The sequence below is a fragment of the Kocuria sp. KH4 genome (assembly GCF_053711175.1).
The window spans coordinates 1-14128 of sequence record NZ_JBSJYX010000009.1 but is presented as its reverse complement, the minus strand read 5'-3'; the positions used below and the strand labels follow the sequence as shown (position 1 = coordinate 14128).

The 14128-nt window shown below is 74.8% G+C and carries 13 protein-coding genes, 2 pseudogenes and 1 riboswitch; of the genes and pseudogenes, 6 read left to right on the top strand and 9 right to left on the bottom strand.

Annotated elements, in window-relative coordinates; translation table 11 throughout:
• Positions 1–8 precede the first annotated feature (8 nt).
• The 3 genes from ACWCOM_RS08545 to ACWCOM_RS08535 all read right to left on the bottom strand — a co-directional run bounded on the left by ACWCOM_RS08545 (position 9) and on the right by ACWCOM_RS08535 (position 2845).
• Positions 9–416 carry a DUF4190 domain-containing protein gene (locus tag ACWCOM_RS08545; RefSeq protein WP_454548315.1) on the bottom strand — a complete coding sequence of 136 codons (408 nt, stop codon included), beginning with the start codon at positions 414–416 and terminating at the stop codon, positions 9–11.
• Between the two features lie 82 nt (positions 417–498).
• Entirely contained in the window at positions 499–2046 is a 1548-nt protein-coding gene (locus tag ACWCOM_RS08540) for a DUF2142 domain-containing protein (RefSeq protein ID WP_454548314.1), read from the bottom strand.
• Positions 2039–2845 (bottom strand): carbon-nitrogen hydrolase family protein, encoded by an 807-nt coding sequence (locus ACWCOM_RS08535; RefSeq protein WP_454548313.1) that lies wholly within the window; start codon positions 2843–2845, stop codon positions 2039–2041. Before ACWCOM_RS08535 ends, ACWCOM_RS08540 begins: the two co-directional genes overlap by 8 nt.
• Before the next feature lie 248 nt (positions 2846–3093).
• Here ACWCOM_RS08535 and ACWCOM_RS08530 point away from each other — a divergent pair, with 248 nt between their 5' ends.
• Both ACWCOM_RS08530 and ACWCOM_RS08525 read left to right on the top strand, forming a co-directional pair.
• A complete protein-coding gene (locus ACWCOM_RS08530; protein ID WP_454548312.1) occupies positions 3094–3480 on the top strand; it encodes a YidH family protein in 387 nt (128 codons plus the stop codon).
• 1 nt (position 3481) lies between these two features.
• Positions 3482–3841 carry a DUF202 domain-containing protein gene (locus tag ACWCOM_RS08525; RefSeq protein WP_454548311.1) on the top strand — a complete coding sequence of 120 codons (360 nt, stop codon included), beginning with the start codon at positions 3482–3484 and terminating at the stop codon, positions 3839–3841.
• Positions 3842–3871: 30 nt separating this feature from the next.
• Here ACWCOM_RS08525 and ACWCOM_RS08520 read toward each other — a convergent pair whose 3' ends face one another.
• The gene (locus ACWCOM_RS08520) at positions 3872–5158 is read right to left on the bottom strand and encodes an adenylosuccinate synthase (protein ID WP_454548310.1); all 1287 of its coding nucleotides are present in this window, start codon (positions 5156–5158) and stop codon (positions 3872–3874) included.
• Between the two features lie 236 nt (positions 5159–5394).
• Between ACWCOM_RS08520 and ACWCOM_RS08515 the strand changes: the two genes are divergently transcribed.
• Complete coding sequence (locus ACWCOM_RS08515) at positions 5395–6816, top strand: amino acid permease (protein WP_454548309.1); 1422 nt, start codon at positions 5395–5397, stop codon at positions 6814–6816.
• 66 nt (positions 6817–6882) lie between these two features.
• Here the strand turns inward: ACWCOM_RS08515 and ACWCOM_RS08510 are convergent, their stop codons facing one another.
• From ACWCOM_RS08510 to ACWCOM_RS08490, 5 genes and pseudogenes are all read right to left on the bottom strand, one after another.
• Positions 6883–7299 (bottom strand): VOC family protein, encoded by a 417-nt coding sequence (locus tag ACWCOM_RS08510; RefSeq protein ID WP_454548308.1) that lies wholly within the window; start codon positions 7297–7299, stop codon positions 6883–6885.
• Between the two features lie 2 nt (positions 7300–7301).
• Positions 7302–7721: pseudogene (locus tag ACWCOM_RS08505) on the bottom strand (SRPBCC domain-containing protein); the annotation flags it as partial.
• 84 nt (positions 7722–7805) lie between these two features.
• Positions 7806–8159, bottom strand: a pseudogene (locus tag ACWCOM_RS08500) (ArsR/SmtB family transcription factor); the annotation flags it as partial.
• A 46-nt stretch (positions 8160–8205) separates the two neighbouring features.
• Positions 8206–9612 carry a hypothetical protein gene (locus ACWCOM_RS08495; RefSeq protein WP_454548307.1) on the bottom strand — a complete coding sequence of 469 codons (1407 nt, stop codon included), beginning with the start codon at positions 9610–9612 and terminating at the stop codon, positions 8206–8208.
• Positions 9600–10592, bottom strand: a complete 993-nt coding sequence (locus tag ACWCOM_RS08490) for a glycosyltransferase (RefSeq protein ID WP_454548306.1) — start codon at positions 10590–10592, stop codon at positions 9600–9602. The genes ACWCOM_RS08495 and ACWCOM_RS08490 overlap by 13 nt, the downstream gene beginning before the upstream one ends.
• Before the next feature lie 221 nt (positions 10593–10813).
• Positions 10814–10916: riboswitch (SAM riboswitch) on the top strand.
• 68 nt (positions 10917–10984) lie between these two features.
• On the opposite strand from ACWCOM_RS08490, the gene ACWCOM_RS08485 reads away from it, so the two are divergent.
• The 3 genes from ACWCOM_RS08485 to ACWCOM_RS08475 all read left to right on the top strand — a co-directional run bounded on the left by ACWCOM_RS08485 (position 10985) and on the right by ACWCOM_RS08475 (position 14088).
• Positions 10985–11905, top strand: coding sequence for a methylenetetrahydrofolate reductase (locus tag ACWCOM_RS08485; protein WP_454548305.1), 921 nt, complete (start codon positions 10985–10987; stop codon positions 11903–11905).
• Positions 11906–12027: 122 nt separating this feature from the next.
• The gene (locus ACWCOM_RS08480; protein ID WP_454548304.1) at positions 12028–13278 is read left to right on the top strand and encodes a phospholipase D-like domain-containing protein; all 1251 of its coding nucleotides are present in this window, start codon (positions 12028–12030) and stop codon (positions 13276–13278) included.
• A 69-nt stretch (positions 13279–13347) separates the two neighbouring features.
• Complete coding sequence (locus ACWCOM_RS08475) at positions 13348–14088, top strand: trimeric intracellular cation channel family protein (RefSeq protein ID WP_454548303.1); 741 nt, start codon at positions 13348–13350, stop codon at positions 14086–14088.
• Positions 14089–14128: the final 40 nt, after the last annotated feature.

Here is a 14128-nt window from a genome sequence, read left to right as displayed (position 1 = left end):
GGCCCGGCTCAGCCGCCGGAGCTGATCAGGAACACCACCGCGATCAGCCACAGGACGAGCACCAGCACGGCGACGGCGAGCAGCACCGTCCCGATCCAGCCGAGCACGCGCCCGGGCGTGGCCGGGACGCCGAGCTTCTCGGCCTCGCCGGCCTGCCAGATCGCGAAGGGACCCAGCAGCGGCAGCACCACCACCCCGAGGATGCCCAGGATCAGCGCGGTGTCGGCGTGACTGCGGCCCGCGGCGAAGCGCTCCCACGACGGGGGCGGGCCCCACGGGGGCGGCGGGCCGTAGCCGCCGGCGGGCGCGGACCCGCCGGGCACCGGCGCGCCGCCGGGTCCGGGCGCATCGCCGCGGCCGGTCGCTCCGCCGGGGCGGTCCGGGTGCTGCGGGAAATCGGGTCGGTCGTCGTCCACGAGGTCCTCCGGAGGTCGTCGGTGCGGTGAGGTCGTCGGTGCGGCCGGGTCGTCGGTGCGGCCGGGTTCTCGGTGCGGCCGGTCAGGGCAGGGCGTAGTGGCCGGTGATGTGCACCACGGTGGCGTAGCCGGCCACGGCCAGCACGGCCGAGAGCGGCACGAGCACGAGGACCACGGTGTCCACCCGGCGCAGGCCCGCCGGGGTGGCGGGGAACCGGGCGGGCACCAGCGGCACCAGCGTGCCGAGCAGCAGCAGGGCGAGCGGGACGAAGTAGCGGCCCTGCACGCCGTTGACGATCCCGGACTCCACCGGGGCGAAGCTCAGGTAGAGCGTGCCGAAGATCGCCGCGACGTTGAGCAGCAGCACCCCCGCGAACCACGCCGCGACCCGGCGCGAGGCCACCCCGCGGGGGCCGTGGAAGAACGCGGCGCCCACGGCGACGAGCCAGCACACCGCGCCGACGAAGGGACCGTCGATGGTCCGCCCGGGCCCGTAGCCCATCTGACCGACGAAGCCGGCCGCGTAGTCCCAGTCCGCGGTGAGGACCGTCCGCGCGGCGATCCCCAGCACGGCCACCGGCTCGCTCAGCACGAAGGCCAGCTGGTCGTCGGGCCGCACCGTGTGCCGCTCCGCCGGGCCCCGCAGCGCCCCCATCGCCTCGGTGGTCCCGGCCGCCAGCGACATCCACCCCGCGAAGCCCGCCAGCGTCAGCAGCAGGCACCCGGTGAGCAGGAGGGAGGCCGCCACCGGCCGCCCGTCCCGGCGGCGGGGCAGCGGGTACCTCCGCAGCGGGACGGCCAGCAGCAGCAGGGAGAGGATGACGTAGGTGGGCTTCATCAGCGGCAGGGCGACCGCGCTCACCAGCACGGTCCCCAGCTCCACCCGGGTGAGGGGCGCCCCGGAGCGGTCCAGCACGGTCGCGCGCAGCACGAGCGCGGTGAAGGTCAGCACCACGGCGTTGGTCACCGAGTCCGCCGAGATCACCGCCGACTGGTAGAGGGCGGTGGGCAGCAGCGCCACGCAGAAGCCGACCCACAGGAAGCGGGTGCCGCGCAGGGCCCAGAGCCCCACGGCGGCCACGGCCGTGTAGGCGAGCACCTGCAGCATCCGCATCAGGGTCCAGGCCGTGCCGACGTCGAGCTCCGCGGCGGCGGCGATCCGCGCCCCCAGGGCCGCGGGCAGATAGGGCACCGGCGAGTACGCCGCGGTGTTGGAGAAGGACGTCAGCACGTGCTCGCCGCCCAGCGGTGCCGCGAGCGCCCGCGCGCGCTCCTCGGTCGCGACGTACAGCGGGTCGGAGTTGCGCTCCTTGGACCGGGGCGCCCCGGCGTGCTCGGCCATGAACTGCTGGGCGGTGGCGGGCACGGCGCCGCCGTAGACGGGATAGGGGCCGTCGTCGGCGAGGCGCTGGGGGGCGAACCCGCCCTGGGAGACCTGGTAGGCGCGCTTGAAGTGGGTGTGCTCGTCCGGGCCCCAGGCCGCGGGCACCATCAGGGCGAAGACCGTGCCGAAGAGCAGGGACAGCCCCGCGAACAGCGCCACCACGGTGCGGGGACGCAGTCCGGGGCGGACCGTGTCCTCGGGAGCCCGCCCCGGGGCCGGGGCCGCGGTGGCCGCTGCCTCAGGCATCGTCGGCGGGCAGCAGCGGGGCCGGGCCGAACCGGCGGTTGGCGAGCACGGGCACGGTCTCGCGCACCGCGTCGATGCGCTCCGCGGTGACCTCGGCGAGGAGCACCGTCTCCTCCTCCCCGGCCTCGGCCACGACCACGCCGAGCGGGTCCAGGACCGCGGAGCGCCCGACCGTGTGCGCGGCACAGGTGTCCGCCGCCGCCACCCAGACGGTGTTCTCGATCGCGCGGGCCTTGAGCAGCGCCTGCCAGTGGTCCACCTTGTGCTCCCCGGCGAACCAGGCGGCGGGCACGGTCAGCAGCTGCGCCCCGGCGTCCACCACGGCGCGGCAGATCTCGGGGAAGCGCAGGTCGTAGCAGGTGATCATGCCCACCGCGAGCCCGCCGATCCGCACCACGGTCACGCCCTTGTCCCCGGGCCGGATCCGGTCGGACTCCCGGTGGCTGAAGGCGTCGTAGAGGTGGAGCTTGCGGTACGTCCCGAGGATCGCGCCCCGCCCGTCCACGGCAACGAGCGTGTTGTAGGGCCGGCCGTCGGCGGAGGTCTCGTAGCCCCCGGCGATCACGGCCACGCCCGTTCGCGCGGCGAGGAAGGACAGCTGCTGGACGAAGCCGGACCACCCGCGCAGCACCAGCTCCTCGAACTCCTCCCCGATGAGCCGCTCGGAGAACATGGCCTCCTCGGGGAACACGACGAGCTCCGCGCCGGCGGCGGCGGCCTGCTCGGTCATCCGGCGCATGGTCTGCAGGTTCTCGGCCGTGTCCGCGGCGGGGGCGAACTGTCCGACGGCGATCTTCACGGTCTCTCCTCGGTGCGGCGGCGGGTCCGGGGCGCCCGGCGCGGTGCGCCGGCGGCGCCGCTGCGCCCACTGTATCCGCCGCCGCGCGCGGGCGGGGACCGCCCGGGGAGGGGCTCCCCGTCCGCCACGGGCAGCGCTCCCCGGTGGCGCGGGTGGATCAGGGGGGCCGGCGCCGGGGGCTCCCGGCGCGGGCGGGACCCCGTGACAGGATGGGCCGTGCAGAGACCGGGCGAGCGGAGGGCGGACGAATGGGCGAGCAGCCGGGACCCCCGGGACGGCGCCGGCTGGCCGAGCGGGTGCTCGGCGGCGGGGAGGACCCCGACCCCCGGTTCACCCTGGCCAACGAGCGCACGTTCCTCGCCTGGATCCGGACCGCGCTCGCGTTCCTGGCCGGCGGCATCGCGATCGAGGCGTTCACCGCGGACGTGTTCGAGGAGGGCGTCCGCACGTTCCTCGCGGTCGTCCTGCTGGTGCTGAGCATGCTGGTCAGCGCGGGCGCCGCGTTCCGCTGGATCGGCGTCGAGCGGAGCATGCGGCGCCGGGCCCCGCTGCCCCTGCCGCTGATCGCGCCGGTGCTCGCGGTGGGCGGGGCGATCGCGGCGGGCGTGCTCGTCGTCGTCGTCCTGCGGGGCTGAGGTGCCGCGCCCACGGAGCCGCCGGCCCGCCCCGCCGCCGGCGCGCCCGCACGCGGACCGGGGCCTGCAGCCGGAGCGGACCACCATGGCCTGGGGGCGGACCCTGCTGTCCTTCGTGGTGGTCTCGGCGCTCTTCCTGCGCTGGCTCCCCCAGCACGGGCCGTTCGTGCTGGTGCTCCTCGGGCTGGCGGTGCTCACCGCCGGGAGCATCTACCTGACCCAGCGGCCGCGGTACGCGCGCAGCGCCCGCGGGATCGCCCGCGAGGAGTCGGCCCCGGAGGCCGGGGCCGTGCTGGCCACCGCGCTCGCCGTGGTGGCGCTGGGCGCGCTCGGCGTCTGGGTGGTGCTCGTCCTCGTCTGACGCCTCGCCCCCGCCCCGGCGCGGAAGGGGTCAGTCGATGAGGTCGCGGACCACGATGGTGTCGTCGCGGTCCGGGCCCACGCCGATCGCGGACATCCGGGTGCCGCTCATCGACTCGAGCGCCTCCACGTAGGCGCGGGCGTTGGCCGGCAGGTCCGCCAGGGAGCGGCAGCCGGTGATGTTCTCCGTCCAGCCGTCGAAGTGCTCGAAGATCGGCTTGGCGTGGTGGAACTCCGTCTGGGTCATCGGCATCTCGTCGTGCCGCACGCCGTCGACGTCGTAGGCCACGCACACCGGGATCTTCTCGATGCCGGTGAGGACGTCGAGCTTGGTGAGGAAGTAGTCGGTGAAGCCGTTGATCCGGGAGGCGTGGCGGGCCATCACGGCGTCGTACCAGCCGGTGCGGCGGGGGCGGCCGGTGTTCACGCCGAACTCGCCGCCGGTGGTGCGCAGCCGCTCGCCCATCTCGTCGAACAGCTCCGTGGGGAACGGCCCGGCGCCCACCCGGGTGGTGTAGGCCTTGATGATCCCGATCGCCCGGGTGATGCGGGTGGGGCCGATGCCCGAGCCCACGGACGCCCCGCCCGCGGTGGGGTTGGAGGACGTCACGAACGGGTAGGTGCCGTGGTCCACGTCGAGGAAGGTGGCCTGGCCGCCCTCCATGAGGACCACCTTGTCCTCGTCGAGCGCCTGGTTGAGGAGGTAGGTGGAGTCCACGATCATCGGGGCGAGCCGCTCGGCGTAGTCCAGGAAGTACTGCACGACCTCCTCGACGTCGATGTCCCGGCGGTTGTAGAGCTTCACGAGCAGCTCGTTCTTCTGCCGCAGCGCCCCCTCGATCTTCTGCCGCAGGATCGACTCGTCCAGGACGTCCTGCACGCGGATGCCGAGCCGGCCGACCTTGTCCATGTAGGCCGGGCCGATGCCGCGGCCGGTGGTGCCGATCGCCCGCTTGCCGAGGAAGCGCTCGGTGACCTGGTCCATGGTCTGGTGGTAGGGGGCCACGAGGTGGGCGTTCGCGGAGATCCGCAGCCGCGAGGTGTCCGCCCCGCGCGCCTCCAGGCCGTCGATCTCCTCGAAGAGGGCCTGGGGGTTGACGACGACGCCGTTGCCGATCACGGGGACGGCGTTGGGGCTCAGGATCCCCGCCGGCAGGAGCTTGAGCTCGAACTTGTCCCCGCCCACCACCACTGTGTGCCCGGCGTTGTTGCCGCCGTTGGGCTTGACCACGTAGTCGACGCGGCCGCCGAGCAGGTCGGTGGCCTTGCCCTTGCCCTCGTCGCCCCACTGGGCGCCGACGATCACGATTGCTGGCATTGACGGACTCTCCTGCCTGGATGACGCGGGAGCTCTCCCGCGGGGCCCGGCGGAGGCTCGCCCCGGCCGGGCACGACAACGCCCCTGTGTCGACCCGGTCCTGTCCGCACGCTCGAGGCGGCGCCGCGCCGGCAGGATGGAGGCCCAGGGGCTCGTACCGTGCAAGTCTAGCGGTCCGTGACCGGGAGCACGCATCCGGGCCCGCCGCCCGGCAGCGCCGCGGTCCGATACCCTGGATGCCCATGAGTTCCCCTTCCTCCTGGACCCGGGCCGAGTCCGGCCCGCCGCGCCCGCCCGCACCGTCCGGGAGCGCTCCGGGCACCCACCTCAAGGCGCGCCACCTGGTGATGATGGCCCTGGGCAGCGCGATCGGCACCGGCCTGTTCATCGGCACCGGCGCCGCGATCCGCACGGCGGGGCCGGCGGTGCTGCTGTCCTTCCTGGTGGCCTGCGTGCTGCTCGTGCTGGTGATGCGGGCGCTGGGCGAGATGGCCGCCGCGGACCCGTCCCCGGGCGCGTTCTCCACCTACGCCGAGAACGCCATGGGCCGCACCGTGGGCCGGACCCTCGGCTGGCTGTGGTGGGCGCAGATCGTGGTGGTGGTCGCTGCGGAGGCCACGGCGGCGGCCCAGCTGCTGACGGAGCTGTGGCCGGTGGCCGAGCAGTGGGTGCTGGCGCTGCTGTTCATGGTGGTGTTCACGGCGGTCAACCTGGTGAAGGTGCGCACCCTCGGGGAGACCGAGTTCTGGTTCGCCCTGATGAAGGTGCTCGCCGTGCTGGCGTTCCTGGGGGTCGGCCTGGCCGTGCTGCTGGGCCTGACCGGCGTGCCCTCGCCCGGGCTCGGCAACCTCACCGCGCACGGCGGCTTCCTGCCCAACGGGCTCACCGGGGTCGCCGCCGCGCTGCTCGTGGTGATCTTCGCGTTCGGCGGCACGGAGCTGGTGACGATCGCGGCCGCGGAGACCGAGGACCCGCAGCACAACGTGGCGCGCGCCGTGCGCACCATCCTGGTCCGGATCCTCGTCTTCTACGTGGGTGCGGTGACCGTGATGGTGCTGGTGCTGCCGTGGGACGACGAGCAGCTCTCGGTGAGTCCCTTCGTGGCCGTGCTGGAGACCGCCGGGGTGCCGGGCGCCGACGTGGTGATGGCCGTGATCATCATCCTGGCGCTGCTCTCGGCGCTCAACGCCAACGTCTACGGCTCGTCCCGGATGCTGTACTCCCTGGCCCGCCGCGGCTCGGCCCCGCGGGCCTTCGCCGACGTCTCCGCCCGCGGGGTGCCCCGGACCGCGGTGCTCGTCTCCGTGGCCTTCGGCTTCGGGGCCGTGGTGCTGAACTATCTGTGGCCGGAGACCGTGCTGCTGTGGATGCTCAACACGGTCGGCGCCACCTGCCTGGTGGTGTGGGGGCTCGCCCTGGTCTCCCAGATCGTGCTGCGCCGCCGCGCGGACCGGGACGGGACCGAGCTGCCGCTGCAGATGTGGGCGTTCCCGTGGCTGTCCTGGTTGGCCCTGGCGATCCTCGCCGGCATCCTGCTGCTCGGCCTGCTCGACGACGCCGTGCGGGGTCAGCTGCTGCTCACCGCGGGGCTGGTCCTGCTCATCGCGCTGGCCTCGAGGCTGCTCGGCCGCCGGGCCGAGCACGCCCGCCCGGACTGACCCGCCCGGACCGACACCGACCCGCCCGGAGCGCCCGGCCCGGCGCGCCCGCCGGGGCGGACCGGGTCAGAGGCGGTGCCCGGGCGGGATCAGCGGCCGCTCGGCGCGGACCCGCAGCTCCTGGACCGTCCACGAGTTGCCGTCGGGGTCGCTGAAGCCGAAGACCGTGCCGCCGTCCCGTGCGTCGAGCACCGTGATGCCGCCGGCCTCCACCCCCCGGGACAGCAGCTCCTCCCGGGCGGCCCGGGCGTCCGCGACCACCAGCTGGAGCCCGCGCAGGGACCCGGGGGCCATCTCCCGGTGGGCGGGGAGGTTGCCCACCACGATCGAACAGCCGGACCCGGGCGGGGTGAGCTGGGCGATGTCCATCTGCTCGGTGGTGGTGTGGTGGTCGAGGCGGAAGCCGACCTGGTCGCGGTAGAACTCCACGGCCCGGTCGACGTCGCGCACCGGCACCAGCACCACCTCGAGGGTCCAGTCCACGCTCAGCCGCCCTGTCCGCCGAGCAGCCCGGCCAGCAGCTCCTCGAGCCGCTCGTAGCCCTCCGCCATGCCCTTCTCCATGCCGGAGCCGACCATCCCGTCGCGGGCCTCCCGGGAGGCGTGGACGGTGTGCCCGCGCAGCCGGCACCGTCCGCCGCCCAGGTCCTCGAAGTGCAGGTACTCGAGGTCGACCGCGTCGGGCCAGCCCTCGTACTCGAAGGTCTGGACGACCAGCTCGTTCTCGCGCACCGTGTGGAAGACGCCGCGGAAGGCGTACTCCTCGGCGCTGTCCTCGCCGCGCTGGACGAAGCGGTAGGCGCCGCCGGCGCGGAAGTCGAAGCCGTCGATCCGGGTGACCAGCCCCCGCGGGCCGATCCACTGCCGGAACAGCTCGGGGTCGGCGTGGGCGCGGTAGAGCTCCGCCACGGGGACGTCGAAGTCCCGCTGGAAGTCGATGTACGGCTCGTCGTCGGGGACGGTCAGGTGCAGGGCGTGTCCCATGGTGCTCTCCTCGCGGTGCGCGCCGCGGGGTGCGGCGCGGGTCTCGAGCACGGCGTCGAGGCGGCGGAACTGCTCCTCCCGGACCAGCCGGTACCGGTCGATCCAGGCGGTGAGCGCCTCCAGCCGTGCGGGGTCCAGGTGGACGGGCCGCCGCTGGGCGTCACGGGTGCGCGTGACGAGCTGCGCCTGCTCGAGGACCTGGATGTGCTTCGAGACCGCCTGCTTGGAGATCTCGAAGGGTTCCGCCAGTTCGGTGACCGTGGCCGGGCCCCGGCTGAGCCGGGCGACGATCCGCCGGCGGACCGGGTCGGCGAGGGCCAGGAAGGCCCGGTCGAGCAGGGCGTCGTCGTCGGGGCCCACGGTGTTTGTCAACGCATTCCTTGATCAACCTTCTGGTTGTTCAAGGCTACGCCCGCCGGGCCGGTGCGGCCACCTTCGAGACCGGATCGTGACGCCCCTCCGTCTCCTCCCGCGGGGCCGCCGGCTCGCGCCGCTGCCCGGCGTGGGCGGCGGCCGGCGCCGGGCGGGGGCCGGCGGCGGCGGCCAGGCACGCGGCCGTGATGACGGCGAGCGCGGCGGGCACCCCGCGGTTGACGAAGAACGCGTGGATCTGGGAGTGGTTGCTGAGCACGGCGTACCAGACGGGCACCGCGGCCGCGGGCAGGGCCAGGACCAGCGCGAGCGCCCAGCGGGACGGCCCGCCGCGCCGGTGGGCCAGGACCAGGCCCACCACCGCCGCCAGCAGGCAGCCGGCCAGCACGAGCTCCGCGGTGGGGACCCTGGTCCACCAGTAGTCGATGTTGGCGCGCACCCCCGCGCCGAAGGCCTCCGAGACCCCCGCGTGGTCCCCTCCGGTCCGGTTGCCCACGTTGCGGCGCACCACCTCCACGGTGGCCGGGACGCCCAGGAAGGCGCCGGCGATCACCCACCGGGCCGCCCAGGTGACGGCGAAGGCCACCGGCCAGACCGCGCCGGCCAGCAGCACCGCCGCGCCCACGGCCCGCAGCTCACGGCGGCGGGACCACGTCACCGCCCCCACGGCGAAGGCGGACATCGCCCACGGGACGGCGGGAGTGGTCAGGAGGTCGACGAAGCAGAAGAGCGCGGCGCCCAGGGCGGCGCCCGCGCAGCCCAGCCGGACCGAACGGCCGGCCCCGAGCGTGGCGAGGAGCACCGACAGGAAGATGAACGCGATGGAGATCGACTGGCTGAAGGAGGTCGAGGGGGTGGACAGCAGGTTCGTCCCCGCGACGTAGGGCAGCACGAGGGCCAGCCCCACGGCGGTGGAGGTCCGGGCGCGCAGGGCGAGGAACGCCCCGGCCAGGGCGACCACCATGAGGGTGCCCGAGACGATCCGCAGCCCCTCCAGCCCCGCCACGGCCAGCACGGGGCGGGTGAGCACCGTGTAGCCGGCCCAGTACTTGAAGTAGTCGTTGTCCTCGAGCACGGCCCCGTCGGCGATGGCCCGGAGCTGCTCCGGCCCGCCGCCGCAGGTGGCGATCCGGGGCATCCGGACGGCCCGGCTGAACGCGGACTCCTCCGGGGACGCGCCCAGGCCCGTGCCCGCGACCACGCACTCGGTGAAGGTGTCCGCCGGGGTGCCCATCCGGTCGACGGTGCCGTGCGGGCCGTAGGTGCCGTCCTCGACCGCGGCGAGGAGGTGCTCGACGACGGGCCGGTCCGGCACGGCCTGGCCCACCACGAGCAGCCCGAAGAGGGCGAACTGCAGGACCACCAGCATGCCCAGGCCCTGGAGCCAGGGGCGCAGCGGGGCCAGGCGGTCGCCGGTGCCCGCCGGGATCACCGGGCCCACCGGCGCTCCTGCGCGGCGGGCGGCAGGGGACGGTCCGCCCCGGCCGCCCCGCTCCACGGCGGGGCGGGCTGGCGCAGGTAGAACAGCCGGGAGGTCTCCCGGCGGATCCTCGCCTGCCCGTGCAGCAGGACGCCCATCAGCAGGAACACCCCGGCCAGGACCACGAGGGTCGCGGCCAGGAACGCCGTCGGGAAGCGGGGCACCAGCCCGGTGGCCGCGAACTCCACCACCACGGGCAGGCCCAGGACCAGGCCGAGCAGGAACAGCGCGCACGAGACGGCGCCGGTGACCAGGAAGGGCCGCTCCTGGAAGAGCAGCTGGGCGAAGATGCCCAGGATCCGGAAGCCGTCGTGGTAGGTCCGCAGCTTGCTCTCGCTGCCCTCGGCCCGGTCGCGGAAGCCCACCTCCACCTCGGTCTGCGGCACGCGGGCGTTGACCGCGTGGACGGTCAGCTCGGTCTCGATCTCGAACTCGCGGGACAGCGCCGGGAAGGACTTCACGAAGCGCCGCGAGAAGACCCGGTAGCCGCTGAGCATGTCGGTGACCTGCCGGCGGAAGGCGAAGGTGACGAGGGTGTTGAAGAACCGGTTGCCGGACTCGTGGCCGGCCCGGTAGGCGGTGCCGCTGACCTGGCGGCGCACCCCGAGCACGTGGTCGTAGGGACCCGCCAGCAGGGTCGCGATCATCCTGGGCGCGTCGGCGACGTCGTAGGTGTCGTCGCCGTCGATGAGCAGGTAGACGTCGGCGTCGAGGTCCGCGAAGGCCCGCCGCACCACGTTGCCCTTGCCCTTCTCCTCCTCGTGCCGCACGTGCGCGCCGGCCCGCCGGGCCGCCTCGGCGGTGCCGTCGGTCGAGCAGTTGTCGTAGACGTGGACCTCGATGCCGGGGACCGTGGCGTGCAGGTCGGTGACGACCTTCGCGATCGCGGCCTCCTCGTTGTGGCACGGCACGACCGCGACGATGCGGGGCGAACTGGGCATGGGGTCTCGTTCCTGGGGTCCGGGCGGCGGGGGCACGTTCATTATGGCCGGGAGCGGCCGGGGCGCGAACCGGTGCGCACCGCGCCGGGCCGCCCGGGACGCGCGTCGCCCGGCGTCGATGTTGCGCCGCGTGACGCGCCCGCCGTCACGATCGGCGCACCGGCGTCTTCCGCGCCGCCGGGCTTGGCCCCCGCCCGGGTCACCCGCTGGAATGGGTCCTGCATCTATCCAGAGCGGCTGAGAGACCTGGCTCGTCGACGCCGCAGCAACCATCCGCAGCCCCACGGGGCCGCGGAACGGTGCTCCCGCCAGGACCGATGGAGCTGTCGCAGCCTCCCGGGTCCGTCCCGGGACGGCCGGCGCCCTCCCTCGGGGTGACCCCAGGAGGTTCTGTGAGACGACCACCCGACCGGACGGCGCCGCCGTCGCTGTCCTACGAGCTCCGTCCGCCGCGCTGTGCGGCGAGCGCCGAGGCGCTGCTGCGGACCATCGAGGAGCTCGAGCCCACCCGCCCCGACCACGTCGCTGTCACGTACAGCGGGGACGCCCCGCGGCGGGCCGGCTCGCTCGCGCTGCTCGACCACCTCGTGGCCCGCACCGGCCTGCGGCCCCTGGCGCACCTCACGTGCGTGGGCAGCACACGGGCCGAGCTGGAGGAGACCGTCACGGCCCTGCTCCACCGCGGCGTCCGGGGCGTCCTGGCCCTGCGCGGGGACCTGGAGCCCGGCGCCGCGCCCGGCGAGCCGGCCCACGCCGGGGACCTGGTGGAGCTCGTGCGCGAGGTCGAGCAGCGCCACACCGCGTCCCTCGCCGGCGACCGGCTCGCCGTGGGCGTGGCCGCCTACCCGACCCGGCACCCCGAGTCGCCGTCCTCCCGCCACGACGTCGAGGTGCTGCTGGCCAAGCAGCGCGCCGGGGCGGACTTCGCGATCACGCAGGTCTACTTCCGCCCGCAGCGCTACGAGCGCCTCGTGGCCTCGACCCGCGCCGCCGGGGTGACGATCCCGATCGTGCCGGGGATCATGCCGGTCACGGACCCCCGACGGCTGGCCGCGCTGTGCCGGCGCGCCGGACTCCGGACCCACCCGAGCCTGGCCGCGGCCCTGGAGGACGCCGCCGGCCCCGCCGAGCGGCACCGGGCGGGCGTGGCCTTCGCGACCCGCCTCGCCCGCGCGGCCCTGGACGCCGGGGCGCCCGGGCTGCACCTCTACACCGTCAACGAGCACCGGGCCGCCCTGGACCTGCTCGAGCGCGTGGACCTGCCGCGCGTGCCGCACCGGCCGGCGTCCCTGCCGGACCTGCTGCCCGCCTGAGCAGCGCGGGACGACGCCCGGGGCCTCCCTGGAGCACCTCGTGGCGGCGGTGCCCGCCTGCCGGGCGCTCCGGGAGGGGCGCCGCCGGCACCGGGGCGGGAGCGCCCCGGTACGCTGGGCGGATGACGTCCCCTCGCGCCACGGGCCCCCGCATGCTCCGCTCCCTCGCCGTCCGGTCGGTCGTGGGCATGGTCGCCGTCCAGGCCGCGGTGGTGGCCACCCTCGTGGCCGCCGACGCGATCAAGCGCCGGCAGCGGGCCCAGCGCTCCGGCTTCCCGCGCCCCGGCACCTTCGAGCACACGGTCGCGGACACCGGGACCACGGTGTACACCTACGGGGAGGACCTCTACCGGGACATGCTCGCCGCGATCCGCGGCGCGCAGCGGCAGGTGCTGCTGGAGACCTTCATCTGGAAGGACGACGAGGTCGGCCGGGCCTTCCTGGAGGCCGTCAACGACGCCGCCGCCCGCGGCGTCCGGGTGCACGTGATGTACGACGGCTTCGGCAACCTGGTGGTCCCGCACTCCTTCTACCGCTTCCACCCCGACGTGCAGGTCTACCGGTTCCCCGTGCTGCGCCCCCGCCTGCTGCTCAGCCCGCTGCAGGCCACCGGGCTGACGCACCGGAAGCTGCTGGTCGTCGACCAGGAGGTCGGCTTCGTGGGCGGGTACAACATCGGCTCGCTCTACGCCACGCAGTGGCGGGACACCCACGTGCGGCTCACCGGGCCCGCGGCCTTCGAGCTCGGCCACTCCTTCGCCTCGGTCTGGAACCACCCCTCCGCGCGGCGGCCCAAGCTGCCGCACGTGAACCCGGGCTCCTGGGACTCCCGGGTGCGGGCGATCAACAACATCCCGGCCAGCCTCGTGTACCCGATCCGCGGCGTCTACCTCGACGCGATCCACCGCGCCACGGACCACATCTACCTGACCACCGCCTACTTCATCCCCGACCAGCAGATCCTCGCCGCCCTGATCGGGGCCTCCCGGCGCGGGGTGGACGTGCGCGTGATCCTGCCCGAGAACTCCAACCACGTGCTCGCCGACTGGCTCTCCCGGGGCTTCTACTCCACGCTGCTGGCCGAGGACATCACCGTGCTGCTCTACCGCAACGCCATGATCCACGCCAAGACCGCCACCATCGACGGGCAGTGGTCGATCGTGGGCACCGCCAACATCGACCGGCTGAGCCTGGGCTTCAACTACGAGACGAACCTGGAGATCCACGACCACGACTTCGCCGCGGACATGGAGGCGGTCTTCGCCGCCGACAGCGAGAACTGCCGGGAGCTCACCGCCGGGCAGTGGGACGGACGGCCCCCCGCGGCGTGGTTCGCCGAGACCGTCCTGGTGCCGCTGCGACCCTTCCTCTGAGCACGCCCTCCGGGCGGGAGCGGCCCGGGTGCTACCCTCGGGCGTCGGTGTGCCGTGGATGAGGTGGTCGTGGGGAGTACGGATCCGAGCGTCGTGTTCGACGCCGTCGACCTGCTGGGCGTGCTGACCAACGGCGTGCTGGGCGGGGCGGTGGCGCGCCAGCTGCGGATGGACCCGGTCGGCTTCCTGTTCCTCGCCGTCGTCTCCGCGCTGGGCGGCGGGCTGCTGCGGGACACCCTGCTGCAGGTGGGCTTCCCCGTGGCGCTGACCAACCCCGCCTACCTCGGCACGGCCATCGCCGGGGCCGCCATCGCGTACTTCCTGCAGCTGCGCGGCCGGTGGACCCGCCGCGTGCTGGTCGTGGCCGACGCCCTGGCCGTGGGCTGCTGGGCGGCCACGGGCACCGCCAAGGCCCTCGACGTCGGACTGAGCTGGCTGCCGGCCGTGATGATCGGGGTGATCACCGCCGTGGGCGGCGGCATGATCCGCGACGTCGCCGTGGGGCGGGTGCCGATGATCTTCGGCGGCAACACCCTCTACGCCACGGGGGCGGTGATCGGCAGCGCCGAGATGGCGGTCCTGCACGCCCTGGGCCGGCCTACCTGGGGCATGGCCGCGGCGATCCTCACCGCCGCGACGGTCACCGTCCTCGCCCGGCGCCGGGGGTGGCGCCTGCCCGGGGCCGGCGAGTGGAACGTGCGCCTGCCGACGTGGGACCGGCCCCGCCCGCCCTGGCGTCCGCGCCGACCCCGCCGCGGCCGGGGCGAGGACCCCGGTCCCGGCCGCGGGCCGGGTCCCGGGGCACCCTGACCCGCGCGAGGCCCCGGGCCGCCCCCCGCCCCCGCCCCCC

Bases quoted from the DNA above. Each gene is read 5' to 3' on its own strand.
- ACWCOM_RS08540 (WP_454548314.1), bottom strand. From the start codon at position 2,046: ATGCCTGAGGCAGCGGCCACCGCGGCCCCGGCCCCGGGGCGGGCTCCC.
- ACWCOM_RS08530 (WP_454548312.1), top strand. From the start codon at position 3,094: ATGGGCGAGCAGCCGGGACCCCCGGGACGGCGCCGGCTGGCCGAGCGG.
- ACWCOM_RS08520 (WP_454548310.1), bottom strand. From the start codon at position 5,158: ATGCCAGCAATCGTGATCGTCGGCGCCCAGTGGGGCGACGAGGGCAAG.
- ACWCOM_RS08515 (WP_454548309.1), top strand. From the start codon at position 5,395: ATGCCCATGAGTTCCCCTTCCTCCTGGACCCGGGCCGAGTCCGGCCCG.
- ACWCOM_RS08490 (WP_454548306.1), bottom strand. From the start codon at position 10,592: ATGCCCAGTTCGCCCCGCATCGTCGCGGTCGTGCCGTGCCACAACGAG.
- ACWCOM_RS08480 (WP_454548304.1), top strand. From the start codon at position 12,028: ATGACGTCCCCTCGCGCCACGGGCCCCCGCATGCTCCGCTCCCTCGCC.